Source organism: Streptomyces sp. NPDC040718, from assembly GCF_055593565.1.
In genome coordinates, this window is record NZ_JBVIXO010000001.1 from 51,635 (window position 1) to 77,200 (window position 25,566).

General features: G+C 70.3%; 20 protein-coding genes. 6 read left to right on the plus strand and 14 right to left on the minus strand.

Features of this window, described 5'->3' with window-relative positions:
* Positions 1–56: 56 nt before the first annotated feature.
* The 10 genes from ACZ597_RS00205 to ACZ597_RS00250 form a co-directional block, all read right to left on the minus strand.
* Positions 57–530 (minus strand): S26 family signal peptidase, encoded by a 474-nt coding sequence (locus ACZ597_RS00205; RefSeq protein ID WP_471322930.1) that lies wholly within the window; start codon positions 528–530, stop codon positions 57–59.
* Positions 527–2,389 carry an ABC transporter ATP-binding protein gene (locus ACZ597_RS00210; protein ID WP_471322932.1) on the minus strand — a complete coding sequence of 621 codons (1,863 nt, stop codon included), beginning with the start codon at positions 2,387–2,389 and terminating at the stop codon, positions 527–529. Before ACZ597_RS00210 ends, ACZ597_RS00205 begins: the two co-directional genes overlap by 4 nt.
* Positions 2,390–2,735: 346 nt before the next feature.
* A complete protein-coding gene (locus ACZ597_RS00215; protein ID WP_471322934.1) occupies positions 2,736–2,945 on the minus strand; it encodes a hypothetical protein in 210 nt (69 codons plus the stop codon).
* A gap of 42 nt (positions 2,946–2,987) precedes the next feature.
* A complete protein-coding gene (locus ACZ597_RS00220; protein ID WP_471322936.1) occupies positions 2,988–3,218 on the minus strand; it encodes a hypothetical protein in 231 nt (76 codons plus the stop codon).
* Positions 3,219–3,266: 48 nt separating this feature from the next.
* The gene (locus tag ACZ597_RS00225) at positions 3,267–3,806 is read right to left on the minus strand and encodes a TlpA family protein disulfide reductase (protein ID WP_471322938.1); all 540 of its coding nucleotides are present in this window, start codon (positions 3,804–3,806) and stop codon (positions 3,267–3,269) included.
* A gap of 5 nt (positions 3,807–3,811) precedes the next feature.
* On the minus strand, positions 3,812–4,339 hold the full coding sequence (locus ACZ597_RS00230; protein WP_471322940.1) for a MauE/DoxX family redox-associated membrane protein: 528 nt from the start codon (positions 4,337–4,339) through the stop codon (positions 3,812–3,814).
* Entirely contained in the window at positions 4,336–4,878 is a 543-nt protein-coding gene (locus tag ACZ597_RS00235) for a hypothetical protein (protein ID WP_471322943.1), read from the minus strand. The genes ACZ597_RS00230 and ACZ597_RS00235 overlap by 4 nt, the downstream gene beginning before the upstream one ends.
* 35 nt (positions 4,879–4,913) lie before the next feature.
* On the minus strand, positions 4,914–5,828 hold the full coding sequence (locus ACZ597_RS00240; protein ID WP_471322946.1) for an alpha/beta hydrolase: 915 nt from the start codon (positions 5,826–5,828) through the stop codon (positions 4,914–4,916).
* 43 nt (positions 5,829–5,871) lie between these two features.
* The gene (locus tag ACZ597_RS00245; RefSeq protein ID WP_471322949.1) at positions 5,872–6,573 is read right to left on the minus strand and encodes a hypothetical protein; all 702 of its coding nucleotides are present in this window, start codon (positions 6,571–6,573) and stop codon (positions 5,872–5,874) included.
* A 598-nt stretch (positions 6,574–7,171) separates the two neighbouring features.
* The gene (locus ACZ597_RS00250) at positions 7,172–9,031 is read right to left on the minus strand and encodes a S9 family peptidase (RefSeq protein ID WP_471322952.1); all 1,860 of its coding nucleotides are present in this window, start codon (positions 9,029–9,031) and stop codon (positions 7,172–7,174) included.
* Between the two features lie 183 nt (positions 9,032–9,214).
* Here ACZ597_RS00250 and ACZ597_RS00255 point away from each other — a divergent pair, with 183 nt between their 5' ends.
* The 4 genes from ACZ597_RS00255 (at position 9,215) to ACZ597_RS00270 (ending at position 15,297) form a co-directional block, all read left to right on the plus strand.
* Positions 9,215–10,282, plus strand: coding sequence for an LLM class flavin-dependent oxidoreductase (locus tag ACZ597_RS00255; protein WP_471322955.1), 1,068 nt, complete (start codon positions 9,215–9,217; stop codon positions 10,280–10,282).
* 259 nt (positions 10,283–10,541) lie between these two features.
* On the plus strand, positions 10,542–10,739 hold the full coding sequence (locus ACZ597_RS00260; protein WP_471322957.1) for a hypothetical protein: 198 nt from the start codon (positions 10,542–10,544) through the stop codon (positions 10,737–10,739).
* Positions 10,740–10,900: 161 nt separating this feature from the next.
* Complete coding sequence (locus ACZ597_RS00265) at positions 10,901–13,960, plus strand: lantibiotic dehydratase (protein WP_471322960.1); 3,060 nt, start codon at positions 10,901–10,903, stop codon at positions 13,958–13,960.
* The gene (locus ACZ597_RS00270; RefSeq protein WP_471322963.1) at positions 13,957–15,297 is read left to right on the plus strand and encodes a lanthionine synthetase C family protein; all 1,341 of its coding nucleotides are present in this window, start codon (positions 13,957–13,959) and stop codon (positions 15,295–15,297) included. Before ACZ597_RS00265 ends, ACZ597_RS00270 begins: the two co-directional genes overlap by 4 nt.
* A gap of 196 nt (positions 15,298–15,493) precedes the next feature.
* On the opposite strand, the gene ACZ597_RS00275 is transcribed toward ACZ597_RS00270, so the two are convergent.
* From ACZ597_RS00275 to ACZ597_RS00285, 3 genes are all read right to left on the minus strand, one after another.
* Positions 15,494–16,939 carry an aldehyde dehydrogenase family protein gene (locus ACZ597_RS00275; protein ID WP_471322965.1) on the minus strand — a complete coding sequence of 482 codons (1,446 nt, stop codon included), beginning with the start codon at positions 16,937–16,939 and terminating at the stop codon, positions 15,494–15,496.
* Positions 16,940–17,150: 211 nt separating this feature from the next.
* Positions 17,151–18,731, minus strand: coding sequence for a PucR family transcriptional regulator (locus ACZ597_RS00280; protein ID WP_471325037.1), 1,581 nt, complete (start codon positions 18,729–18,731; stop codon positions 17,151–17,153).
* Positions 18,732–18,876: 145 nt separating this feature from the next.
* Positions 18,877–21,276: an ATP/GTP-binding protein gene (locus ACZ597_RS00285; protein ID WP_471322967.1), complete on the minus strand. Its 2,400-nt coding sequence runs from the start codon at positions 21,274–21,276 to the stop codon at positions 18,877–18,879.
* Positions 21,277–21,516: 240 nt separating this feature from the next.
* Between ACZ597_RS00285 and gabT the strand changes: the two genes are divergently transcribed.
* Both gabT and ACZ597_RS00295 read left to right on the plus strand, forming a co-directional pair.
* Positions 21,517–22,851 carry a 4-aminobutyrate--2-oxoglutarate transaminase gene (gene gabT / locus ACZ597_RS00290; protein ID WP_471322970.1) on the plus strand — a complete coding sequence of 445 codons (1,335 nt, stop codon included), beginning with the start codon at positions 21,517–21,519 and terminating at the stop codon, positions 22,849–22,851.
* Between the two features lie 422 nt (positions 22,852–23,273).
* A complete protein-coding gene (locus ACZ597_RS00295) occupies positions 23,274–23,771 on the plus strand; it encodes a phosphatase PAP2 family protein (protein ID WP_471322973.1) in 498 nt (165 codons plus the stop codon).
* Here ACZ597_RS00295 and ACZ597_RS00300 read toward each other — a convergent pair.
* Positions 23,759–25,561 (minus strand): chitinase, encoded by a 1,803-nt coding sequence (locus ACZ597_RS00300; protein WP_471322976.1) that lies wholly within the window; start codon positions 25,559–25,561, stop codon positions 23,759–23,761. The two genes, ACZ597_RS00295 and ACZ597_RS00300, sit on opposite strands and share 13 nt — an antisense overlap.
* Positions 25,562–25,566: the final 5 nt, after the last annotated feature.

A 25,566-nucleotide genomic window follows, 5' to 3' on the forward strand; every position in this document is an offset into this window, starting at 1 on the left:
CTCTCACCCGCACGGACGATTCGTACATCCGGCCGAATCTTCCCTCGCCTGTGTCGTCAGGCAGTCGGCGCACCCGTCCGCAGGACACGCACCACACGCCCCAGGACCTGGTCTTGAGGGCACGGTCCGAACTGCCGGGAGTCGCTGCTGTACAGGCTGTCGCCCTTGACGGCGATGTGCCCGGGAGGCACGGGGCCCTGCTGTGACGATCCGGCGGGCATGGGGTCACCGGGCAGCGCGACAGCGCGCTTGATGTTCCACGGTGCTTCGTCCAGACCCCGGGGTGCGGGGCGACCGTCCCGCGGCCAGCCGAAGATGGGATCGGGCTGGGCGATGACGACCAGGTCGTCGGCCTTCAGACGCCGGGCGCCCCGACGGACGATGACCCGGGCGCCGGGGTGGAGCGTGGGTTCCATGCTGCTTCCGTCGACATTGACGGCCACGTAGGCGCGCTTGACCCACCACACGACGGCGACCGCCGACACGGGGACGAACCCGAGCAGGTGCCAAGGGCGGATGCGTGCGTTCACAGGGTTGCTCCGGATTCGCTGGTCGCGGTGTAGTTCGACGCCTGAATGGTGAAGAGTCTCGCGTACTCCCCGTCGATCCCCATGAGTTCGTCGTGCGTCCCGGACTCCGCGATCCGTCCGTCCTCCAGGACGACGATGCGGTCGGCGTCGCGCAGGACACCGAGGCGGTGGGAGATGAGGAGGCTCGTGGCCCCCTCCCGGTAGACCTTCAGCTGGTCGTGCAGCTGTTGCTCTGCCGCCGGATCCATGCCCGAGCTGGGTTCGTCCAGGACGAGGAGGTCCCGGCCGACGCGCATGAGGGCCCGTGCGAGGGCGAGGCGCTGCCACTGTCCGCCGGAGAGTGCGACGCCCCCGAAGTCGGCGTCGGGGTCGCCCTCCATGTCGGGGAACGTCCGGGAGAGCAGGGTGTGGTAGCCGCGGGGGAGGCCCCTGATGTGCTCGTGGATGCCGGCCTCCTTCGCCGAGGCCTCGACACGGGACTGGTCGTCCAGTCGCTGCACGTCTCCGACGCCGATGTTCTCCGCCGCGGAGAGGTCGTAGCGGACGAAGTCCTGGAAGACGGCGCTGATCCGGTCGCGCAGGCTCGGAAGATCGAGGTCGCGCAGATCCGTGCCGTCCCAGCGGACGGAGCCCTTCTCCGGGTCGTAGAGGCGCAGCAGCAGCTTGACGAGGGTCGACTTCCCGGCTCCGTTGAGCCCGACGAGGGCGAGGGAACTCCCCTGCTCGATGGTGAAGCTGACACCGCGGAGCACCCACGGTCCGTCCTCGCTGTAGCGGAACCAGACGTCGTCGAACGTGATGCGGTGGGCCAGCGCGGGGGTGGCGCCGGAGGTGCGCGCGGCCGGCAGGTCGTCGGCGGTCGTGGTCACCTCCACGTAGTGCCCGTAGAGGACCAGGGCATGGTGGTAGCTCGTCACCAGGGAGACGGTGGAGGTGAGCGAGGCCTGGACGCCGCCGATCGTGGTGATGAAGGCGGTGATGTCACCGGCGTTGAAGGCGCCGGACATCGAGGCGTCGATGATCCAGATCATGCCGGCGCCGGCGATCACGGCGCCGAGAACCGCGAGGGGAGCCTGGGTCAGGAGCGCCCTGCGGTCCACCCGCTCCTCGGCGGCGTTGATGGCGCGGGTCTCGCGGTTCATCCGGTCGAGGAGGAACGGGCCGATCCCGAAGAGCTTTGTCTCCTTGATGGCGGAGACGTTGGTCATCAGGCTCTGGTAGAAGATCTGGCGCCGGTTGCGTGGGCTGATCGACCACACCATCTTCGCGCGCTGCTTGCTGAGGTGGAGCTGAATGGCCAGCGCGGGAAGGGCGGCCGCCACCGTCAGGACCGTCATCGTCGGGGAGATGAAGTAGAGCACCGTGAGGAGACCGGACACGGAGAGCGTGTTCTGGATCAGCCCGAAGAGGGACTGGGTGATCGCCTCCGGTGCCCCGATCGCCGACTGCTGGGCGAGCTGGAGACTGTCGAGAAAGCGGGGGGACTCGAACCTCTCGATGCCGTCGAACTTGTTGACCGAGGAGAACAGGTCGTACTGAACGCGCATCGCGATGCTGCGGGTGAGTCGTGAGCGTACGTACTGGGCCGTCAGGGGCAGCACACCGGCGAGCAGTCCCAGAACGGCCATGCCGATGACGAGGCCGAGGGGACCGGGGCGGCCCGGATCGGACTGAGCGGGGTCCTGGCCGATCTGGTTGAGGAGCCACTTCAGCTGAAGGGCGATACCGGCGGGTATCAGTCCCTGGACGAGGGTGGAGAAGAGATAGACGAGGAAGGCGCCCGGACTGGCGCGCCAGGTGAGAGCGACGATGCTGACCGTGCGGGAGAGGAACTCCCGCCAGCCTCCGACGGTGGTCATAAGAACCCCTCCGCCTGTGCTCCCGCCGATGGATCGGCGGGAGCACAGACTGTTTCAGATCAGGCGCACTGGGGACCGCAGCTGACCCAGGGAGTGCAACCTGGGCCCAACTTGCAGCAGCTGACGTACAGCGTGGCGCCGACGCACTTCGAATCCCAGTAGTGACCGTCGGGGCAGCCAGAGGTGCACGGCGACCACGCCGCTGCCGATGTCTCAGGTGCCAACCGGTGAAGCATGGCGTTGCCGAGTCGGGTGAACAGGGTCATGTGGGTTCCATCTCCCATCAAGTGGTCGTTTCACCAGCGAGACCCGCATTCTTCGGGGGCGGGGGCCCGGGGGGCCCAGATCACGCGCACTGAAGGCCGCAGTACTGCCACGAGCTGCAGTGGTCGATGGTGGTGCAGCAACGGACGTACATCTTGGGGCCGTAGCAGTGCGTCTCCTTGAAGGGGTATGAGGAGGGGCACCCCTGGGAGCAGTTGTTCCACGCGGCGGCCGTGGCCTCCGGCGCGAGCCTGTCGAGGATCGCGTTGCCGAGTCGGGTGAAGCGGTTCACGGGCAGATCACCTTTCGCTGGGTCGGTATTCCGGCAGGTTCTTCAGCAGTAGGCACCGCAGAGCTGCCACGGCCCGCAGGTGCCGACGGGGCAGCTCGCGCCGCAGCTGCCGATGCAGCAGCAGCGCTTGTACAGGTAGGCCCCGGAGCACTTGTTCTGCTTGTATCCGCAGCCCATCTCGATCGCCTGGCAGTCGCCGCAGACGGCCTTCGCCGTGGCCTCCGGCGCGAGTCTGTCGAGGAGGGCATCGCCCATCCTGGTCAGAAGCTTCACCAGCGCTTCTCCTTCCGGTACAGGTCGTGCTCACGTATCCGGCGTCGATTACGCCGGAAGCGCTGGGAGGTTCGGCTTGGAACCGGTGTGCGTGGCAGTGACGTACTGGTCGGCGTCCGCGATCACGGTCGTCGGGGTCGCGGTGATCGAGTAGAGGGAGGAGATGTCGCCGGGAGCCTCCTCGAAGACCACCGTGGCGAGGCCGTCGAGGCGATCCGCCATCTGCCGGGCCTTGCCCTGTTCGCCGGCGATGACGACCACGATGCGGGAATCGTCCAGGCCGGTCTGGGCGGCGAAATCCGGCATGTCCGCTACGAATTCGTCGCACGCACCGCAGCTGGTGGTGACGAACGAAAGAGCCGCCGGACCGCCCGCGAGCGATTCCGAGGCGAACACCTCGCCTCCGATGGCGGGTGCCGAGAACGTCGGCAGCTTCGCGCCCACCTCGGGACCGGAAGCCGCGTGGGGGTCGACGGCTCGGCGCTGTTCCTCCTGGCGCCGCAACCGGCGAACGATGGCGAGGGACAGGGCCAGGTTGAGAAGGCCGAGCGCACCGACGAGGACCACGCCTGCGACGAGAAAGACCATTTCTGCTACTCCGTTACGAGGGAGACGATGTCATCGAGGAAGGCGATGACCACGGTGAAGATGAGGGCGAAGGCCGCGGCGAGTGCCAGGCCGGCGAGCTCTCCCGCACCGGAACCCGTGATGAACACGAGAGCGAGGCCGCCGGCTGCCATCGCGGTCAGCAGGGCGTTGCGTACGACGTGCCGGACACCGAGAGGGGAGGCGGCCCGCCCGAAGCAGGCGCAGACGATCTTCGTTCGGGACCGGGACGAGTGGACGGCCACCCCGGTGAAGACGGAGAAGAGAAGTAGTGCGGCGGCGAACCCGAAGCCGCGGAAAGGGAGTCCGGGTACCAGGGCGACCGCCGTCACCAGCTCCGCGCCGATCAGCGCCCCCGAGCCGAGAGGCGCGTACCGCCGCAGCCCCGGAGCCGTACGCCCCAGCACCTCCTCCACCATGACCCGGGAGTCCCGCGGGGACCGGATCTTTCCGATGCCGGAGACCAGCAGCGTGCCGAGCAGAGACAACTGGAGTCCCACCACGAGGTAGTTCACCGTTCCGCCGCCTTCCTCGTCTCGTGGGGCGAGAGGAAGGTGCAGGTCGGCGGCTCCTCGGAGTCGTGACCGCCCGTCCTCATGATCATGAACTGGAACGTCTCGTCGGTGCGGCCCGTGGCGGCCAGGTACCCGCCGACGTAGTCCCTGAGGATCCGGTAGGCGGGGGTGGCCAGTGCGGGAGAGGACCCCTCGCCCGCGGCGAAGGACACCTCCTGACAGAGGTCGAGGAAGGCCTTGTCCCGTCGCCGCTCGGGGTACCAGACCACCTGGGACACCGAGCGCCTCGCGATGGTGGACGCCACCTGCCACTCGCCTTCGCGGCCCGGCTCGCCGGCGCGGCAGAGCAGGTGGAAGTCGTGCATGACGGGCTGGGGAGCGAACAGCCGCCAGTCGGGCAATATCTGCAGAGTGGGGTCGAACCCGCGGAGCCGGTCGAACGAGCGCAGCGGGTGCTGGCTCAGCACGGTGAAGGTCAGGGCGGCCCCCAGGGCCACCTCGACGCATGTGGCGGTGAGCGAGCTCCGACGGCGGCCCACGCGGCCCTCGCGCAGAACGCGTCGTACGATCCCGCTCACAGCACACGCTCGCCGGTCGCGGAGACGATCGCCGCGGAGCGTTCGGCGGACGCGCACACGATCGCCGCGGCACGCTCGGCGGCGCGGCGCGAGAACAGCAGCCGTCCGGGGCGGAAGCCGTCCAGCACGCGGTGTGTCGCGTGCCGGAGGTCGCCGTAACCGGTCAGGTCTGCATCGCGGTGCGCGATGACCTCCAAGGGCGCCCGCACGCTCGCGAGAAGAGCCTCGTGGACGCCGAGGTCCGCGCTGACGGCCGCTTCCCTCCTGCCAGCCTCCCACAGGCGCGCGTCCCGGTACTGGTCGTCGCAGAGCCGGGCGCTGTGCTCGGGGAGCGTACCGGCCCAGGACGGCCGGGGCAGCAGGTCGCCGCAGCCGATGCGCATCGATCCGACGAAGAGGGGGGAAATCGCGGGGGTGCGATGCCGGCCCGGGGCCGCGGTGACGACCGGGGGTTCGAGCAGTACGGCTCCGGCGACCACGTCCTCCAGTTCCGCGGCGGCCCGGAGCACGATCCCGGCACCCATCGCGTGGCCGACGAGCACGACGCGGCGCCCTCCCCTCGTGTGCCGGACGAGATCGACCAGGTCGGACACGACGGTGCGCGGGGTGAGCGGCCGCGGTGTCCGCTGCCGGCCGTGGCCGTGCCGGCTGCGGCCGTACCCGCTGCGGTCGTAGAAAACCGTGGACGCTTTTCCGTTCAATTCCTCGGAGATCCAGGTCCAGTGCTCCATGGTGGCCATGAAGCCCGACTCGAAGACAATCAGTGTTCGATCGGGTCTTCCAGGTTCCGCGGCCGTGTTCGCACGGAATGAGAGTCTGTTTCCGGAAGCGGCGGTCAGGAACTGCTCGTCGCCTCGGCCGGTCAACACCCTCCTGTGCCGTGCGACCTGGCGCCCCGCGCCAAAGAGCATCGCACCGAGTGTCGATCCCGCCGCTATCGCAGGAAGTCGGGTCTCAGTGCTCACGGATCTCCACTTTCGAAGCGCGCTTTTGCGTGGTGTAAAGAAGTGCCGGATACGAAGCCGTGAATGCCCAGAAGAAGCGCCCCAGGCCCATTACCCCGGAGTTGGTGAGATGGAAGACTCCGGCGGGCAGCAGGAAAAGTGGCGCGGCTTTCCCCTTTTTGACGAAGAAGATCAGTGGGAAAAGGCATTCCCCGGCAGTCGTTGCGTGGCTTGCGAGCCGGGCTGCGCCAGGATGCCCGATCACCCACCGGAAGGCCGTACCGCTTCCGTACGTCTCGGTGCGGAGAATTCCGGGAAGGGCTTCGCCTGAACGCCAGTGCGCACCGGCGAGTTTCGAGTAGCCGGCCACCGCGTAGGCGAGTGTGGACTGAAGCGATATGTACCACAAGCAGGCATCGGCAATCCGCGTGTTCTTTCCGCCGAGACGGGCCGTGGCCGAGGCCAGCTGTATCTGGAACAGGAGCTGCTCGGAACCGTCCGACTGGAACCCGTAGCGGCGGTGACGCAGCGCCGACGTGGCGGTGAGGCTCGCCAGGGCGAGCGTTCTCGCACGGCTGTCCCGGCCCGCCACCAGGAGGGTGACGGCCGCCGCAAGCCGTGTGACCTCCATGTACTCGTCCCGCTCGGCACCGCTGGTCGCGTCGAGGACACGGGTGAGCCATGCGGGCCCGACCGGCAGGCCTCGTCGCACCAGAGGCCACTGGAGGATGGCCGACTCGGGGGCCCTCCTCCTCGCGGAGCAGAGGATTTCGAGGCTCGAGACCACACAGGAAGCGCCTACCAGGGCCTCGGTGAGGAGGAGGGTCGTCGCCCGGGGGGAGTGATTTCGCTGGAATGACGAATAAGCCCTTCGGAGTGCCTTCACCTCAGCCCCTTTCTCGTGTGTCGGGTGCGGGTGGCTGCCCTTTGCGCGGGCAGCCACCCGTGGTCGCTGATTAGACGCAGCAGGGGAAGTCGTTGGTCCCGAGCACGTCGTCGGCCAGCGTTCCCGCAGAAGTCGAGGTCACACTGTAGGACGACTTCGCGGGGGATTCCGCGGAGCTGTCCGCGGCAGCCGCCGGACCTGCCGCGAGACCGACGGCGATGATTCCGCTGGCGACGGCGATAAGGCGAGAGCGATCCATGAATATCTCCAGTCTTCGAGTATGGCCATGGGATTGGTGAACGGTTGGCCAACCAGCCGCTCGTCAACGCAGCGGAGCCTAGGATCACCCTTCCGGGATTGTCAACGTGATGGGTGTGCCTATTTCTTGGAGGCGAAAACACGGTTGAGGAAGCTCAGGTTTTCCTCAACTCTCGGCACGCCCGCCCAAATGTGTGGCAAGGAAGGCCTCGACGGCCGCGTAGTAGCGCATGCGATTCACAGGGCGCACCAGACCGTGCCCTTCGTCCTCGAAGAGGAGATACTCGTGCGGCAGCCCATTCTTCTGAAGTGCCTTGACGATCTGCTCGGCTTCCGAGACCCTCACTCGGGGGTCGTTGGCACCGTGTGCGACGAGGATCGGAATGGCTATGTCGTCGACCCGCGAGAGCGGCGACTGGTCCCACAGGCGGTCGCGCTCCGTCTCGGGGTCGCCCACACGTGCGCGCTGGTACGCGACGGCCGGCTTCCAGTACGCCGGAGTGGACTCCAGGAGGGTGAGCAGATTGGACGGGCCGCAGAGATCGACCGCGCACCGGAACGCCTTCGGAGTGAACGCCGCGCCCGCCAGCGCGGCGTACCCGCCGTAGGAAGCGCCCATGATGCCGACCCGGGCCGCGTCGATCGTCCCGAGTGCGGCGAGGTGGTCCACCGCGTCGAGGAGGTCCGTCTGCATCTCCCTTCCCCACCTCTTGTCGCCCGCGTTGACGAATGACTTCCCGTATCCGCTGGATCCCCGGTAGTTGACCTGGACGCATGCGTAGCCGCGGTTCGCCAGCCACTGCGCCTCAGAGCTGAACCCCCAGGAGTTCCTCGCCTCGGGACCGCCGTGGACATTGACCACGGCGGGCAGCGCCGTGGGGGGGACACCGCGGGGATAGGTGACGTACCCATGCACGTGAAGCCCGTCCCTGGCACGGAAGTCGAACGGCTCCATCATCGCCAGGGGGGCGCCGGTGAGGGCCGGGGCGTGATGGAAGAGCAGCCGCAGCCGTCGCTCGTCCTGGTCGTACAGGTAGAGGTGGAGTGGGCCGTCCGAAGGGCTCACCGTTACGTTCCACAGCCGTCCGCTCCGTTCGTTCCGCTGGACGTCCAGCTCCCCGTCCGGCGCTCGCGCGGCGACCAGGGCTTCGCGCAGAAACCCGACCTCGGTCCCGAAGCCGATGTCGAGGTACCTCCACTCCAGTCGCTCCTTCTCGAAGGAGACGGCCTGAGGGCGCTGCGTGTTGGGATCGAACACGATCCCCCTCACGTCGTACGAGGGATCGCCGGCGAGCTCCGTCTCGGCGCCGGTCTCCATGTCCCGGACGAACAGCCGGGATGTGTTCGCGCCCACGGACGAGGTGAAGTAGAGCGAGGAGCCATCGCGTGAGAAGCCCCGGAAGCCGCTGCCTCCCGAGTCGACCTGCGGGATGTGCTTCCATGGCCGGAACCCCTCCTCCCGGGTGCCCAGGTGAAGTACCTTGCCGCCGTCGTCGCTGTAGCTCAGGCCGCCGCGGACCCGCAGGTCCGTATCGATGAGCCAGCCGAAGAAGCCGGGGTTCTCGCACACTTCGGACAGGCCGCCGCTGACCAGGTCGAGCTCGTAGAGGTCGTGGAGGTGGGGCCGGTCCCGGTTCAGGCCCAGGACCATACGGGTGGGGTGCCACGGGTTGTGTGCGAGGACCTGTGTCTGGACGTCCTCGTACGGCGTGACGCACCGTTCTTCCCCGGAACCGAGGTCGAGCAGGTACAGGCGCCAATTCTCGTTTCCCTCCTCGTCCTTGAGGTAGAAGAGCGTGCTGTCGTCGTGGCAGAACCCGTACGCGCGGATTCCACGCCCGCGGTCCCGGGTCGCCGGGCGTGCCACACCAGGATTATCGCGGGGCCCTATCCATACATTCAGCACTCCCTCATGGGGTGCGAGATAGGCCAGCAGCGTGCCGTCCGGAGAGATGCAAGGGCCGGCGTACTCGGGGTCACCAAAGAGGACGGATCTGGGGAGTAGACGTACCGCATCGTAGGTCATGCCCCCGGATCATAGCCAGGAATTTCCTTTGGCTCGGTGGCCGAGTGGAGGGGAACTCCCCTTCCCTGGTTCGGCCATAGTTTCCGGACTAGGGTGAGCCGCTCGCACGGAGCCGCGGTCCGGGCACTGGATTTTCATATTCCGCTTGTCCGGCTCACAGGCAGCTGACCAGGAGGTCCATCAATGACCATGCCCGTTCCTCTTTCGGTTCTCGACCTCGCGATGGTCGGGGTGGGGGAAACGGCCGAACAGGCCCTACGTACGACCGTGGAAATTGCCCGGTTTGCGGATCGGCGAGGTTTCCGCCGTTTCTGGGTGGGTGAGCACCATTCATTGCCGTCGGTCTCGAGTTCATCCCCCGCGGTGCTGCTTGCCCACCTGGCGGCACACACGAGCACGATCCGTCTTGGGTCCGGCGGGGTCATGCTGCCCAACCACGCGCCACTGGTCGTCGCCGAACAGTTCGGCATGCTCCAGGCACTGGCACCGGGAAGGATCGACCTGGGCCTCGGTCGGGCGACGGGGGCCATGCCCGCTGCCGCGCGGGCCATCCGGAGCTATGCGGCGGGTGAGGGCGGGGCCGACTTCGCGGGGCGCCTGGCCGACCTCATCGGCTTCCTCGACGACGCCCTTCCCCCTGGTCATCCCCATGCCGGCGTGCATGCCGTGCCCGGTCCGATACAGGGCAAGGCCCCGGGGGGCGGGGATGTGCCGGGACGCCCCGAGGTGTGGATCCTGGGCACGTCGGAGGCCGGTGCCCGCTGTGCCGGGGAGCTCGGGATGCCCTTCGTCGTCGCGCATCACTTCTCCACCACCGACACGCCTATGGTCCTGGAGGCGTACCGGCGGTCCTTCCGTCCGTCCGCGTTCCTGCTTCGTCCGTACGTCATGGTCTGCACGTCCGCAGTGGTGGCGACGAGCGAGGCGGAGGCCTACGACCAGGCACTGACCCATGTCGTGGCAAGCATCCGGATGGGCGTGATGCCGCCCGGTCTCATCCCCACTCCGGAAGAGGCGAAGGCGCACTCCTTCTCCGCTGACGACCAGGCCTACAAGGAACGGTGGCTCTCGCGCATCGCCCATGGGACGCCCGATCGGGTACGCGCCGAACTTGACATACTCGTGAGCGAAACCGGGGCGGACGAGCTGATGGTCACTAGTAATACTCACGGTTGCGCCGCGCGTCTGCGCTCCTACGAGCTGCTGGCCGATGTGTGCGAGTTGGCGGACAGGAATGCAGAGTTCCGGTGAGCCGTTCATGTGTTTGAGCTTTTCTTGAGGGTTCACACAAGTGCTTGAGGTAGCCATTCGTGTGATGTAGCGTCGCGGCGAGGCGATCAACCAGCCCGTTCTTCGGTGCAATCTCGCCCGGCTCAGGTAATCCCCCGCACTGCTACGGATTTCGACGCTCAATTCATTTGCGTCAAGTGCCGCATTTACCTTTGGCTCTTTCTGTAGCGGCCCGGCGTTCTTCATCCATGTTCGACATCGATCTGATTCGAGGAATGACATGAGTACTGCAACTCTGGCGGCACCCGTCCTGGACGTGCTCGACTTCGAGCTTGACGTGCAGGAAGTCCCGGACGCCGCGAAGTTCGACCCCGCTGAGATGTGCAGCGACAGCAAGGTCTACTCGATGTGCTGCGGCGCCACCATCACCCCGACCATGACCTGGTCGGAGCTCGCGATGTGCGGGACGTGCTGCTGAAGGGCTGAGCCCTGATCACCCCTGCCGGGACAACGCGTCCCGGCAGGGCCCGTCCGTCAAGACTCATGCGAAGGGGAGCGGCGATGCGCCCGGCTCAGTTCACGGCCCAGGGGCCCGTCCTTGTCAGACTGTCCGCGCGGGCACCTGGCGACTTCTCTCAGATGACGCCCCACCTCCCCGCCGACGGCGCCGAGACCCGGGCCGTTCTCGCCGCCTACATCCGGCACATGGCCGCGGACCCCGTCTTCCGGGAGACGGTCAGAGTCTCCAGCAAGTCCCTCTCGGGACTTCTCGACCGGTTCGAGGCGGGGGAGGAGTTCAACCGGAAGCGGCTGATGAGCGTGGCAATCTCCCTCGCCCGGTACGCGATGCGGTCGTCCGGGCGCCCGACTCCCTTCGGTCTCGCCGCCGGCGTCGCCAAGGCCGACTGGGGTGATCGGGCGGCGGTTCACTTCGGTCCCGACGACCTGAAGTCGGCGCGGATCGACGCCAGCTGGCTCTACGCGGAGATCGTCAAGTGGCTCGATCGGCCCGAGTCCCGGTGGGGCCTCGACGTGGTCGTCAACAACCTCTGCCACGTGCAGGGGGATCGCTTGGTCCTCCCGTACGTACGCGTCCGCTCGGACCGGCACGGCCCTCAGGCGATGCCGCTGCGTGAGGTCAACGTGGCGAACAACCGGTTCGTCCAGTGGCTCCTCCACACCTGCCGCAGGCCCACGCCCTACGGCGATGTGATCGCCCGCGCCGTCAGCGAACTGCCCGGGGCCACTGAGGAACTCGTCGACGGGATCCTGCTCGAACTCCTCAAGAACGAGGTCGTCGTCACCTCTGTCACACCGCACCGGATGAGCACGGCGGCGCTGGAGCGGATCGCCACGGCCACCGGCGGTTCGGGCAAGGACAACCGCGTGCGGCGTGTCGGCCTGCGCCTCCGTGACTACGAGGCGTGCACCCCGGGGCGGGGCGGCGAGATCTGGGAGGAGATCCAGCGCGATCTCGCCGAGGGCTACGACGGCTCCCGGCCCGGCGTGCAGGTGGACCTCCGCCTGGACGCCGAGATCTCGCTCCCGCGGTCGGTCGCGAAGGAGATCGAGGCATACGCGTCGATCATCTGGCGGATGTCGGGCCGGGTGTCCGGCTACGACCACCTGCGCGAGTACAAGCACCAGTTCCTGGACAAGTACGGCCCGCACGTGGCCGTGCCCCTGGTGGACGTGGTCCATGCCACCCACGGGATCGGCTTCCCGGCCGGCTATCAGAACCCGACGGTGGTCGACCGCCCGCCGCACTTCCCCTCGGACCCCGACGAACAGGAGACGGACTACCTGGACCGGCGGCGCGAGATCGTGGCGACGCTGATGCAGCGGGCCGTGATGAGCCCCGAGCGGGAAGTAGTCCTGAGCGAGCACGACATCGCCGCGCTGGGTTACCGGGACGACGAAGAGCCGCCGCGTTCCCTCGAACTCTTCTTCCAACTGCTGTCCAAGAGCCCTGAGGATCTGGACGCGGGACGCTTCACGGTCTTCCCCACGCCCAACATCGGTTCGATGACCGCCGGTTCGACCATCGCGCGCTTCTCGGAACTCCTGGAGTGCACCTCGGAGCTGACCGGGATGATGCGCGCGAACAGCGACGCGGGCCGCATCGAGGCCGAGGTCTCCTTCCTGCCGGTGAACCCGCGGGCGGTCAACATCCTTCCCACCACCCGCATCGGGGAGTACGAGATCCCCCTGGGGAGCTTCGCGGATCCCGAGGCGCCGGGCGTCATCGACTGGCGCGACCTGACCCTGGCCGTCGAGCAGAACGAGTTCAAGCTCTACTGGGCGAAGACGGGGCAGGAGGTCGTGGCGCGGACCCCGCACATGCTCGCCGTCGACCAGAACGCACCCAACCTCGGCCGACTGCTGACCGAGATCGGCTTCGTTCGGGACAAGATGCTCCACCCTTGGCAGTGGACGGGGCTCGAGGCCCTCCCCTTCTTCCCGCGCGTGCGGTACGGCAAGGTCGTCGTCTCGCCCGCCACCTGGCGTCCCACCCCGGAAGTGCGCTCCGCCGTCGGCGACCCGCGGGACTGGGCCCGTGCCGTCGGCGCGTGGCGCGACAGGATGGAACTGCCCCGGCACGTCGTGGTCGCGGTCGGGGACAAGTCGTACAGCCTCGACCTCGACGATGCCTTCCATGTCGAGATGCTGCGGAAGGAAGCCGCGCGCAGCAACGTCCTCGTCACCGAGCAACTGCACGAGCAGGGGACGCACTTCGGCTGGTGCGGCGGGCGCAGCAACGAGATCGTCGTCCCACTGAGGAGCACCGCGGCGTCACAGCGGAGCGACACCGGGCCGGCACGCGCCTTCGTCCCGCCCGTCGCGTTCCCCAAGGGGGATGAGAACCATACGTTCCTGCCGGGTGAGGAATGGCTCTTCGCCAAGATCTACATCCCGTCCGGCCGGTTCAACACCGTGTTGGCCCAGAAGCTCCCGCAACTGCTGCAGGAGGTGCGGAGCGACGTCGACCGGTGGTTCTACATCCGGTACCGAGACCCGGCCAGCCACATCAGGCTGCGGCTGCACGGCGATCCGGCCGCGATCGCGACGCGTGTCCTCCCCGCCCTGGGCCGGCACGTTCGCGCCTGGCGGCAGGCAGGGCTGGTGCAGCGGATGGTACTGGACACGTACGAGCCCGAGTACGCCCGGTACGGCAGCGGGACGCTCATGCCACTGGCCGAAGGGGTGTTCTGCGTGGACAGCACGGCAAGTGTCCTCCAGGCCGCCGCGCGGGACAAACTGCTGCCGGGGCTTCCGGACGAGATCCTCGCGGCGGCGAACTACGCCTTGCTGCTCGAGTCCCTGGGCGGCTGGGACTGGTGGCGCTGGGCCGACCACGTCTTCCGCGGTGTGGAGACGAGCGAGATCTACCGGGTGCACCGCCGGGACATCGCGGGGATCATCCGCCCGGGCCACGTGGCGGAGGGCTTCGCGGCGGCAACGGGTGCGGACCACGTGGCGGCGCTGTGGCGGAACTCGCCCGAGGTGCAGAAGTACGGATCCGCCCTGCTCTCCGGCAGCGTCCCGGACACGGTTTCCCGGGACCAGGCGCTGATGGGGCTGCTGCACATGCATCACAACCGCCTGTTCGGCATCGACCGGGAGAAGGAGAAGACGAGCTACTCCATCCTGGCCGGCCTGGCGAAGGACCACATGTACCGCACGTCGCAGGAGAGGTGAGCGCAGTGTTCGAAAAGGCTGCCCGTGACACGGCAACGCAGGTCATGAGCCTGCTGACCGACCCGTCGACGACACGGGACAAGTCCGCCGGATGGGATCTGGAGGGCAACCCGTTCAACGAGATGGGGTTCCCGGCGTGGGCTCCGCTCACCCTGGACCGAGGGCTGGCAGGCATCGCGGTGATGTTCCACAGCAGCGCGTCCGAGGACCCGGCCCGACTCCACCACGCGCACCGGTACCTCACCGAGATGGTCCGGGAATGCAAGGGCCGCAAGCAGACCATGGGCGGGCTGTACTTCGGGGTGGGCGCCCTGGCGTTCGCCACCTCGCTCGCGTACGGGGCCACCGGCGGGTACCGGGGTGCCCTCGACTCGCTCGACGAGAAGGTCCGCACCGAGGTCGGCGTCATGATGGGCCTTTCGACGCCGGGAGCGCCCGCGCACTACATGGGCGAGTACGACGTCATCAGCGGTCTGACCGGACTCGGACGGTATCTGCTGGCCCGTGGCGAGGACTCCTTGCCGGTGCTCAGGCAGGTACTCACCCACCTCGTGGGCCTGACGCGGCCGGTGCCGTACGCCGGCCAGTCCGTTCCGGGGCTGTGGGTCGAGGGGCCTCCGGTGCTCGACGCGGGGCCCCTGCCCCAGTACGAGCACGGGCACCTGAACCTGGGGATGGCCCATGGCATCGTCGGCCCCCTGGCACTTCTGTCCACGGCATGGGCCACCGGCGTCAGGGTTCCGGGGCAGGAGGAGGCCATCGAGGAGATCGCCTCGCTCCTGGTCCGCTGGCGGGCGGAGGACGAGCAGGGATACTACTGGCCGATCGCGGTCGCACTCGACGACTGGGCCGCCGGGGCCCTGCTCAATCCGCAGCGCCAGCGGCCGGGCTGGTGCTACGGCACTCCGGGAGTCGCACGGGCCCTCCAGCTCGCGGGCCTCGCCCTCGACCGGCCGGAGTGGTGCGCCCTCGCGCGCGAGTCCCTCCTCTCCCTCCTGCGGATTCCCTACGAGGAGTGGGGTGTCGTGGACTCGGGCCTGTGCCACGGCTGGGCGGGGAACCTCGTCACGCTCCAGACGCTGAACTCCGAAATGAAGGACGAGCGGGTCGCGGCGGCCATCGACGACATCGCCGGGATCATCGTGTCCGGCTACAGCGAGGGGCACGCCTTCGGATTCCGGGCTCCTGTGAAGCTCGGACTCGGAGATGGCGGGGTGGACGGGGTCGCCGACTACCCGGGGCTGCTGACCGGGGCGGCCGGCATCGCGCTGGCCCTGGAGAGCTACGCGCATCCCATGGCCGACCGTTCCTGGCAGGCGGGTCTTCTCCTCGCCTGACGCCGTTCCCACCCCGGTGTGAACACGATGCCGTGCTCACACCCCTTCTTCCGTCTGGTCACACGGGTGAAGCGCAGAAATCGCGAGAACAAGCCGACATCCCCCCGTTCTCGCAGGTGAGAACGGGGGGATAGGGGGACGGCCGGAGCCCCCGCACAGTAGGCTCCGGCCGTCGGTCTGTGACCGTACGAGTCGGTCAGATGTCGAGGCCCGTGAGGACCAGGACGCGCTCGTACGTGTAGTCGTCCATCGCGTAGCGGACGCCCTCGCGGCCCACGCCGGACTGCTTGACGCCGCCGTACGGCATCTGGTCGGCGCGGTAGGACGGCGCGTCGCCGATGATCACACCGCCGACCTCGAGCTCGCGGTGGGCGCGGAAGGCGACCTGGACGTCGCGGGTGAAGACGCCGGTCTGCAGGCCGAACTTCGAGTCGTTGACGGCGGCGAAGGCCTCGTCGGTGTTCTCGACCCGGGTGATGGTCAGGACCGGGCCGAAGACCTCCTCGGTGGCGAGCTTCACACCGGCCGGGACCTCGGCGATGACGGTCGGCTCGACCGTGGCGCCCTCGCGCTTGCCGCCCGTGAGCAGCTTGGCGCCGGCGGAGACGGCCTCGTCCACCCAGGACTCGACGCGCTTGGCGGCGTCCTCGGAGACCAGCGGGCCGACGTCGGTGGCGTCGTCGGCGGGGTCGCCGGTGACCTGGGCCTGGACCTTCGCGACGACCTTCTCGACGAGGCGGTCGTAGACGGAGGCGTCGGCGATCACGCGCTGCACGGAGATGCAGGACTGGCCGGCCTGGTAGTTCGAGAAGGTCGCGATACGGGTCGCGGCCCAGTCGAGGTCGGCGTCGGAGGACCAGTCGGCGAGGACCACGGCCGCGGCGTTGCCGCCGAGCTCCAGGGTGCAGTGCTTGTGGGGCACCGACTGCTGGATGGCGTAGCCGACGGTGTCGGAGCCGGTGAAGGAGATGACCGGGAGGCGGTCGTCCTTGACCAGGGCCGGCATCTTGTCGTTGGCGACGGGCAGCACGGACCAGGAGCCCGCCGGCAGGTCGGTCTCGGCGAGCAGCTCGCCCAGGATCAGGCCGGAGAGCGGGGTGGCCGGGGCCGGCTTCAGGATGATCGGCGCGCCGACGGCGATGGCGGGGGCCACCTTGTGGGCGCACAGGTTCAGCGGGAAGTTGAACGGCGCGATGCCGAGGACCGGGCCCTTGACGAAGCGGCGGGTCAGGGCCAGGCGGCCGACGCCGCCGGCGTCGGTGTCCAGGCGCTGGGCCTCTCCGCCGTTGAAGCGGCGGGCCTCTTCGGCGGCGAAGCGGAACACGGACACCGCACGGCCGACCTCACCGCGGGCCCACTTGATCGGCTTGCCGTTCTCCGCGGAGATCAGCTGGGCGATCTCCTCGGTGCGCTCGACGAGCCGCTTGGACACGTGGTCCAGGGCCGCGGCACGTACGTGGGCGGGGGTCGCGGAGAACTCTGCCGTCACGGCGTACGCCGCGGCCACGGCCTCTTCGACCTGGGCGTCGGTGGGCACGCTGACGGTGCCGACCAGCCGGCCGTCCCACGGGTTGTGGACGTCGAAGCTGTCCTCGCCGGTGGCCTGGCGGCCGGCGAGCCAGAAGGCGTGGGTGGAAGTCATGCGAATCCCGGCCCTTCGGTTTGTGCGGTGGTCTTGTCTCCACCAAGGTAGGCCGCCGCCGGGCATTCACGGTTTATCCGCGTTGGAGAACCTCCACGGGGAGCCGCGCCGCTTTGTCACTGTCGCGGCCGTCGCCCGGGTGCGCCGCCGCGCGGAGCCGGCCCCTCCCTCCCCGCCCTCCCCCGTTCCCCAGGGAATCGGGCGCGGCGCGTCAGGAAGGGCCCGGGCTGGCCTTCAGCGCGAGCCACAGCTCCATGCGGACGTCGGGGTCGTCCAGGGAGCGGCCGAGGATCTCCTCGACGCGCTTCATGCGGTAGCGCAGCGTGTGGCGGTGCACGCCGAGGTCGGCGGCGGCGGCGTCCCACTGGCCGTGGCGGGAGAGCCACGCCTGGAGGGAGGCCACCAGGTCTCCGCGGCCGGTCGCGTCGTGCTCCCGCAGGGCCCGCAGGGTGCCGTCCGCGAAGGCGCGTACGGCGTCGTCGGCGAGCAGTGGCAGGACCGAGCCCGCCGCGAGGTCCTCGTGCTCGACCAGTGCCCGGCCCCGCCGCCGGGCCACGGCGAGGGCCTGGTCGGCCTGCTTGAGGGCCGCCGCCACCCCCGCCGGGCCGGCCGCCGCCGACAGGCCGACCACCAGCTCGTCGGGCTCCGGCCCGGCCGTCTCCCGGCCGCGCCGGGACTCCAGGGCCTCCGCGTGGTCCGCGCACGCCTGCACCGCCGAGCCCCCGTCGGCGGCCAGCACCACCAGCCGGCCCGGCTCCGGGACCACCAGCAGCGTCTCCCCGGTCCGCGCCGCCGCCGACTCCACCGCGTCGGCCAGCAGCGCCAGCCCCTCCGGCTGGGCCGTGCCCGGCAGCGCCGGCTCTGCGACGACGATCCGGAACGGCGCCTCCAGCAGTGCCCCGTACAGGTCCCCGGCCACGGCCCGGGCGTGCTCGGGCTCCCCCTCCAACAGCATCCGCAGCACGGCCGCGCCCAGCCGGGACTCCGCGTCGTGCAGCGACCGGGAGCGCTCGGTGGTCAGGGTCAGCAGCGCGACGGCGGAGTGCACCGCGTACCGCTCGGCGGTGCCCAGCGGCGCCGCCGTTCCGACCGCGAGGGCGCCCCGGGCCCGCCGCCCGGTGCCGAGGGACTGGAGCTCGACCCGGTCCTCGGCGCCGCCCACCACCGCGCTGGCCGGCGCGGGCCGCTCCCGCAGCCGCTCCACGTCGGGGGTGAGCCGGGCGGCCCGGCGCGCCGCCCAGTCGGGTGCGGCGGCGACGACCGCGCCGGAGGTGTCGTACAGCGCGGCCCAGCCGTGCACGTGCGCGGCCAGCTTCGCCAGCAGGTCGGCCGGGCCGTCGGCGGAGAGCGCGGCCCGGGTCAGCTCCCGCTGCGCCTCGAAGCCGGCGGTCACGGCCCGGTACTGGTCGGCGGCCAGGGCGGCGGAGACGGCCTTGCTGATGGCGAGGAACGGGGTGCGCCGGGGCACCTCCAGCAGCGGCAGGTCCTCCTCGCGGGCGGCCTGGAGCAGCGCTTCGGGGATGGCCTCGTAGTTGACCCCGACGGCGAAGCCGATGCCGACGACCCCGGCGGCGGCCAGCCGCCGTACGTAGCGGCGCATCTCCTCGGGGTCGTCCGCGTCCAGCTTCATCGCGGTCACGAGCAGCAGCTCGCCGCCCTCCATGTACGGCACGGGGTCGGCGAGCTCGCTGACGTGGGCCCAGCGGACGGGGGTGTCGAGCCGGGTCTCCCCGGCCCGGACGGTGAGCTTCAGCGCCGAGTGCTGGACGAGCGAGGCGAGGGTGAGCGGCATCGGTTTCCAGACGGGGAGGGCGGGAGAGGGGGCCACGGCGCGGGATTTCGCCATGTCGTATGAACGGCCCCTTTCGATTCTGCCACCCCGTACTGGTCCTCTCAGCCGGGCCACAGTCGGTCCAGGGTCGGTCCGCGGCCGGACCTCAGGCGGTTCCCGAGAGCCGGAGCAGCAGCGGAGCGGCCCGTTCCCCCCGGACGGAGGTCAGTGACAGCACCGCGCAGCCGGGCGGCACGGCGTGCGCCAGCTCGGAGGCGGACCAGCGCTCCCGCTCGACCTGGCGCACGGTGACGGCGTCGGTGGTCACGGCCTTGCCGGTGACCAGCTTGCGGAAGGCGTGGATGGCCCGGGTGAGAGGCTGGTCGGCGAAGACCGTCCGGTGGGTGACGTCCCGGGTCTCGACCCACTCGGTGCCCCAGGCCTCGGCGAAGCGCTGCCCGTCCCAGGTGGTGACCCCGGAGAAGGCCATCCGGCAGCCGACCACGCCCAGCAGCGGCGTGCGCAGGGGCTCCGGTACGTCGTCCAGGGTGCGCAGGGTCAGCAGGACGCCGGCGTTGGCCGAGCGCAGCCGCTGCACGCCCCGGACGGTCTCCGGGGTCAGGGTGTGCGAGGCGTCGTCGAGGGCGAGGAAGGCGAACAGCGAGCGGTCGGCGCGGGCCGCGGCGGCGGCGTTGAACTGGGCGAGGAGCAGCCGGGCCAGCATCCGGGAGGCGTCGGCGTGCGCGCGCTCGGGGAGGTCGACGCGGACCCGGACGGGGTGTTCGAGGGCGCGCAGCGAGAAGGGGCGCCCGCGCCGCTCGGAGCCGCCGACGACCGCCCCGACGTCGAAGAAGCCGCTGAACGCCGGCCGGTCAAGCAGGGCGGCGCGGTCGGCGAGGGCCGGGCCGGGGTCGCCGGGGGCTCCCTGCTGGCGCAGGCGCGCGTCGAGCTCGCGGAGCATGGCCTGCCGCCCGGTGCCCTCCAGTGCCTGGCGGAGCGCGGTGAGGGCGGAGGGCACCTCGTCGAGGAGCTCGCGCAGCTCGGGTACGGCGGGGAAGCGGCCGTACGCCTCGCGGAAGGGGCCGATCAGCTGGGCGAGGGTGGTCGCGGCCCGGCGCACGTCGATGCCGGGGACGTCTCCGACGAAGGCCTCGGCGAGGAGGCCGGCGGCCTCGTCGGGGTCGGCAGTGCCGCCGTAGAGGTCGAGGTCGTGGACGGATGCGGGGTCGCCGACGCGCACGACGATGTCGTAGGCGCTGTCGGGGCCGAGCTGGGAGCCGGCCGCGCCGACGGCGACGACGGCGGCCTGCCCGGCCAGCGCCTGCAGCGCGAGCGATTCGACGACGGGCCGCACGAGGCGGGCCGTCTTGCCGGTGCCGGAGGGGCCGACGGCCAGCAGGGAGGTCCCGAGCACCCCGGGGTCGAGGGCGAGCCCGGTGCCGCGGCGGGCGTAGGGGTTGCGCTCCCCGTCCTCGACGGTGCCGAGCAGCACCTGCCGGGTGAGCAGGTCGTGCCGGGCGGCACGGACCGGCAGGTCGCGGTCGCCGGAGGGGTGCACGCAGGCGCCGGCGCCCTTGTCCCGCACGGCGGTGTCGAAGGCCCGCAGCCGGGTCGGGTCGGCCCGCACGGACTCCCAGGCCCGCCGGATCCGCGCGAAGTCCACGTCGTTCATCCGCCCGCCCCCGGCCTCCCCCCCGAGCCGCTCGGCGGCCCCGTCCAGCCCAGCCGCACGTACCTCGGGCCAGCCGGCGGGGTCGGCCGCCAGGGTCCCCGGCGCCTGCGGATGCGGGCGGTTCCCGTCCACGGGGGCGGTGGTCGCCTTCGTGCGGGAGCTCGGGGCGACGAGGCGGCGGAGCAGTCGGCCGGCACCGAGCCAGGCGAACGCGAGGAGGACCACCGCGTCGATCGCCGTCCTGAAGGTGTCGACGAGTGTGCGATTGGCCTGTTGATCGTCCTCGAAGGAGAAAAAGGACTCCACCAGCTGCCGGATCGGCAACTGGTAGTTGTGGATGAGGAGCAAGGTGACGTAGGCGAGCGGTACGACCGCCAGGGCCGGGATCCAAGTGCCGCGCGCGACGATCAGGCGGTTCCAGGCCTCTCCCCAGTTCCCGAGACGGCCGAATCCGTAGAGCAGAGCAGCGACAAAGAGCAGCTCATAAATGGGCTTGGCCTGCACTCCACCCTGCCCCACCACGGGCTCACCGTTCGCGTCCCACCAGCTGTCCGGCGTGAACAGCTTCAGCGGCACGTCCCAGAAGGGGATGTAGGAGTTACGCATGAGCGACCAGACGAGCACGCAGGCCAGAACGGAGATGCCCGCTCCGACGGCGAGGGACCGGTCTGATGTCCGCGCCGGCTCGGTGTCGGCGCGCGGCGTGTACCCGAATCGCCACACCCCCGGATCGGCCTCCGGCCGCGCGGTGCGCAGCCAGTCCGTGAAGGGGGTGGCGACGGCCGGCGCGTGCTGCGGCTTCGGCGGGGTTCCGAGGGGCGGCGGCGGGCCCGCCGGCCGGGGGACGTGACCCCCTCGGGTCGACCGTCCGTCGTGCGTGCCCTCGGTGTTCATGAAACCCCTGCCCCCTGCCCGTTCCAACGCGCCGCGGCGCTCAATCTAGTGCCCGGCCGGGCCCTCCGGCCCGCACCCCGCGGTGATCCACGGGACATGCGCCGGTTCCTTCCTATGGCCGTCACGGACAAGGACACGCGGACACCACTCCCGAACGGAGCATGCCTTACCCCCTCCCCCGGGCCTAGCCTGCGGACAAAGACACAAGTGCGTCCGAAAACACCCCCCCAGGAGCCCTCCATGACTGCTGTCCCGCAGGAGCGCAAGCTCGTCACCGCGATCCCCGGCCCCAAGTCGCAGGAGCTGCAGGCCCGCCGTCTCGGCACGGTTGCCGGCGGCGTGGGCTCGGTGCTCCCCGTCTTCACGAAGCGCCTGGACGGCGGCATCCTGGAGGACGTCGACGGCAACCGCCTGATCGACTTCGGCTCCGGCATCGCCGTGACCTCGGTCGGCGGCTCCGCCGAGGCGGTCGTGCGCCGTGCCACCGCGCAGCTCGCCGACTTCACCCACACCTGCTTCATGGTCACGCCGTACGAGGGCTACGTCGAGGTCTGCGAGGCGCTGGCCGAGCTGACCCCGGGTGACCACGCCAAGAAGTCGGCCCTGTTCAACTCGGGTGCCGAGGCCGTCGAGAACGCCGTCAAGATCGCCCGTGCGTACACCAAGCGCCAGGCCGTCGTCGTCTTCGACCACGGCTACCACGGCCGTACGAACCTCACGATGGCGCTGACGGCGAAGAACATGCCGTACAAGCAGGGCTTCGGCCCGTTCGCCCCCGAGGTCTACCGCGTCCCGGTCGCCTACGGCTACCGCTGGCCCACCGGTGCCGAGAACTGCGGCCCCGAGGCCGCCGCCCAGGCGATCGACCAGATCACCAAGCAGATCGGTGCCGAGAACGTCGCCGCGATCATCATCGAGCCGGTCCTCGGCGAGGGCGGCTTCATCGAGCCGGCCAAGGGCTTCCTGCCGGCGATCGTGAAGTTCGCCAACGACAACGGCATCGTCTTCGTCGCGGACGAGATCCAGTCCGGCTTCTGCCGCACCGGCCAGTGGTTCGCGTGTGAGGACGAGGGCATCGTCCCGGACCTGATCACGACCGCGAAGGGCATCGCCGGCGGTCTGCCGCTGGCCGCGGTGACCGGCCGCGCCGAGATCATGGACGCCCCGCACGCGGGCGGCCTGGGCGGCACCTACGGCGGCAACCCGGTGGCCTGCGCCGGTGCGCTGGGCTCCATCGAGACGATGAAGGAGCTCGACCTCAACGCCAAGGCGAAGAAGATCGAGTCCCTCATGAAGTCGCGCCTGTCCGCGATGCAGGAGAAGTACGAGATCATCGGCGACATCCGCGGCCGCGGCGCCATGATCGCCATCGAGCTCGTCAAGGACCCGGAGTCCAAGACCCCGAACCCGGAGGCGGCCGGCGCGCTGGCGAAGGCCTGCCACGCCGAGGGCGTCATCGTCCTCACCTGCGGCACCTACGGCAACGTGCTCCGCTTCCTCCCGCCGATCGTCATCGGCGAGGACCTCCTGAACGAGGGCCTGGACGTCATCGAGGCCGCGTTCGCGGCCATCTGACCGAACGTCCAGTTCGAAGGACTGGAACGCTTGAACGCGGCGCCCGCCCTCTACCACCGGTAACGGTCGGGCGCTGTGAAGAAGCTGTGGGGGGCCGATGGCGGGAGCGCGTTCCCGCTGTCGGCCCCCCTTCCGTTGGCGTACGGTTTCTGCAGATGAGTGAGACAGACCGTTCCCGGGTCACCGGGGGCGACACCGGTACCGGGCTTCCCCAGCGCTGTACTGGTCATGCGTTCGCGCACACTCCTCTCAGATCGGACGGCCGTCCGCCCCAAACCCCCCGGGGCGCACGGCAACCCGATCCGGGCGGCCGTCCCGGAACCATCCCCCCTGTTCCGGGACGGCCGGCCATCCTCCCGGCGGCCCTGTGCCTCGGCCTCTTCGCCCTGGTCACCTGGCAGGTCCTGGTGTCGGGGCCGCTCATGGCCCCGGACCACGCCCTCAGCCGCGCCGTCGTGCGGACCGTGCCCGACGCCGTCACCGAGCGTCTCGCGGACCTGGGCAACGTGCCGGTCGCCGTACCCGTCCTCGCGCTGGCCATGGCGTACGCCGCCTGGCGCGGGCGGCGCCTCGCGGCGCTCGCGGCCGGCCTGGCGATGGCCCTGGTGCCGGCGCTGATCGTCCCCCTCAAGGCGTGGACCGCCCGCCCGGGCCCGCTGGAGCCCTGGGCGGCCGGCTACTACCCCTCGGGCCACACGGCGACGGCCCTGACCGCGTACGTCGGCGCGGCACTGCTGCTCGCCCCGCACACCCGCCGCCGCTGGCCGATGGCCGCCGCCCTGGCGCTTTCGGCGGCGACGGCCACGGGGCTGGTGCTGCGCGGCTTCCACTGGCCGCTCGACGTGCTGGCCAGCGTCCTGCTGTGCGTACCGCTGCTGCTGGGGGTCCGGCGGGTGGCGGGCGGCCGTCAGCGGCCGTAGTAGGAGTCGAAGTTCCGGCTGAACTCCCAGCCGCCGAAGCGGTCCCAGTTGACCGACCAGGTCATCAGGCCGCGCAGGGCGGGCCAGCTGCCGTGGGTCTGGTAGGTGCCGCAGCCCTGCTTCTTCGTCAGGCAGTCCAGGGCCTTGTTCACCTCCGCCGGCGGCGTGTGCCCGTTGCCCGCGTTGGTGCTGGCCGGGAGGCCGATGGCCACCTGGTCGGGACGCAGCGGCGGGAAGGCGCGGCTGGCGTCTCCGGCGACGGGGAAGCCGGTGAGCAGCATGTCGGTCATGGCGATGTGGAAGTCGGCGCCGCCCATGGAGTGGTACTGGCCGTCGAGTCCCATGACCGGCCCGGAATTGTAGTCCTGGACGTGGAGCAGGGTCAGGTCGTCGCGCAGGGCGTGGATGACGGGGAGGTAGGCGCCGGCGCGCGGGTCCTGGCCGCCCCAGGGGCCCGATCCGTAGAACTGGTGGCCCAGCTGGACGAAGAAGGTCTCGGGAGCCATGGTCAGGACGAAGCCGGGCCCGTACCTGGCCTTGAGCGTCCTGATCGCGGAGATCAGGTTGGTGATCACCGGGGTGGTCGGGGCTCGGAAGTCGGTGTCGCCGGCGGCGAGGGAGAGGGAGTGGCCCTCGAAGTCGACGTCGAGGCCGTCGAGGCCGTACTCGTCGATGATCCGGCCGACGGAGGAGACGAAGGCGTCGCGGGCGGCGGTGGTGGCCAGCTGGACCTGGCCGTTCTGGCCGCCGATGGAGATCAGCACCTTCTTGCCGGCCGCCTGCCTGGCCTTGACGGCGGCTTTGAACTCGGCGGGGGTCTCGGCGTTCGGGCACTCGCTCACCGGGCAGAGCCGGAAGCGGATGTCGCCCGAGGTGACCGAGGTCGGTTCGCCGAAGGCGAGGTTGACGACGTCCCAGGAGGCGGGGACGTCGGCCATCCGGAGGTGGCCGGAGCCGTTGGCGAAGCTCGCGTGCAGGTAGCCGACCAGGGCGTGGGCGGGGAGCCCGCCGCCGGGGTTTCCGCCGCCGGAGGTGGTGGTGGCGGTGACGGCGGTGCTCCTGGGCGACTCGCCCGCGGTGTTGGTCGCGCTCACCTGGAAGGTGTACGCGGTCGAGGGCGCGAGGCCGGTCACGGTGGCCGAGGTGCCGGTGACCGTGAGGGGCTGGACGCCGTCGCGGTGGACGCGGTAGCCGGTGGCGCCGGCGGAGGCGGCCCAGTTCAGCGTGACGCTGCTCGCCGTGGCCTGACCGGCGCTCAGGCCGGTGGGCGTGGCCGGCGGCCGGGTCTGGTCGCCGCCGGGGTCGGGCCCGGTCAGGGCGAGGTCGTCGGTGAAGTGGGCGGGCTGGCCGTACCAGCCGTGGGTCCAGACGGTGACGGAGGTGGTGGCGGGGCCGGTGCGGAAGCCCGTGGTGAGCTGCTTCCAGGCGCCCGGGGTCTGCGTCCAGGTGGACACGTCGGTGGTGCCGGTCCCGGTCGCGCCGAGGTGGACGTACGCGCCCTGCACCCAGGCGGAGAGGGTGTACGCGGAGTCGGGCTTGACGCTGACGGTCTGGGAGCAGCGGGCGTTGTCCTGGCCGGCGGGGGTGGCCCCGAGGGCGGAACCGCCGCCGTGGACGGGGGCGCTGACGGCGCTTCCGCTGCCACCGGTGCAGCTCCAGCCGTCGAGGCCGGATTCGAAGCCGCCGTTGCGGACGAGGTCGGCGTCCGCGGCCGAGGCGGGCGGGCCCGCGGTGAGGAAGGCGGCCGCCGCGAGGGCGGCGGCCGCCAGGAGGGACGGGGATCTGCGCACGACTG

Bases quoted from the DNA above. Each gene is read 5' to 3' on its own strand.
- gabT (WP_471322970.1), top strand. From the start codon at position 21,517: ATGACTGCTGTCCCGCAGGAGCGCAAGCTCGTCACCGCGATCCCCGGC.
- ACZ597_RS00295 (WP_471322973.1), top strand. From the start codon at position 23,274: ATGGCCCCGGACCACGCCCTCAGCCGCGCCGTCGTGCGGACCGTGCCC.
- ACZ597_RS00285 (WP_471322967.1), bottom strand. From the start codon at position 21,276: ATGAACACCGAGGGCACGCACGACGGACGGTCGACCCGAGGGGGTCAC.
- ACZ597_RS00210 (WP_471322932.1), bottom strand. From the start codon at position 2,389: ATGACCACCGTCGGAGGCTGGCGGGAGTTCCTCTCCCGCACGGTCAGC.
- ACZ597_RS00265 (WP_471322960.1), top strand. From the start codon at position 10,901: ATGACGCCCCACCTCCCCGCCGACGGCGCCGAGACCCGGGCCGTTCTC.
- ACZ597_RS00260 (WP_471322957.1), top strand. From the start codon at position 10,542: ATGAGTACTGCAACTCTGGCGGCACCCGTCCTGGACGTGCTCGACTTC.
- ACZ597_RS00280 (WP_471325037.1), bottom strand. From the start codon at position 18,731: ATGCCGCTCACCCTCGCCTCGCTCGTCCAGCACTCGGCGCTGAAGCTC.
- ACZ597_RS00250 (WP_471322952.1), bottom strand. From the start codon at position 9,031: ATGACCTACGATGCGGTACGTCTACTCCCCAGATCCGTCCTCTTTGGT.
- ACZ597_RS00275 (WP_471322965.1), bottom strand. From the start codon at position 16,939: ATGACTTCCACCCACGCCTTCTGGCTCGCCGGCCGCCAGGCCACCGGC.
- ACZ597_RS00225 (WP_471322938.1), bottom strand. From the start codon at position 3,806: ATGGTCTTTCTCGTCGCAGGCGTGGTCCTCGTCGGTGCGCTCGGCCTT.
- ACZ597_RS00255 (WP_471322955.1), top strand. From the start codon at position 9,215: ATGACCATGCCCGTTCCTCTTTCGGTTCTCGACCTCGCGATGGTCGGG.
- ACZ597_RS00240 (WP_471322946.1), bottom strand. From the start codon at position 5,828: ATGCTCTTTGGCGCGGGGCGCCAGGTCGCACGGCACAGGAGGGTGTTG.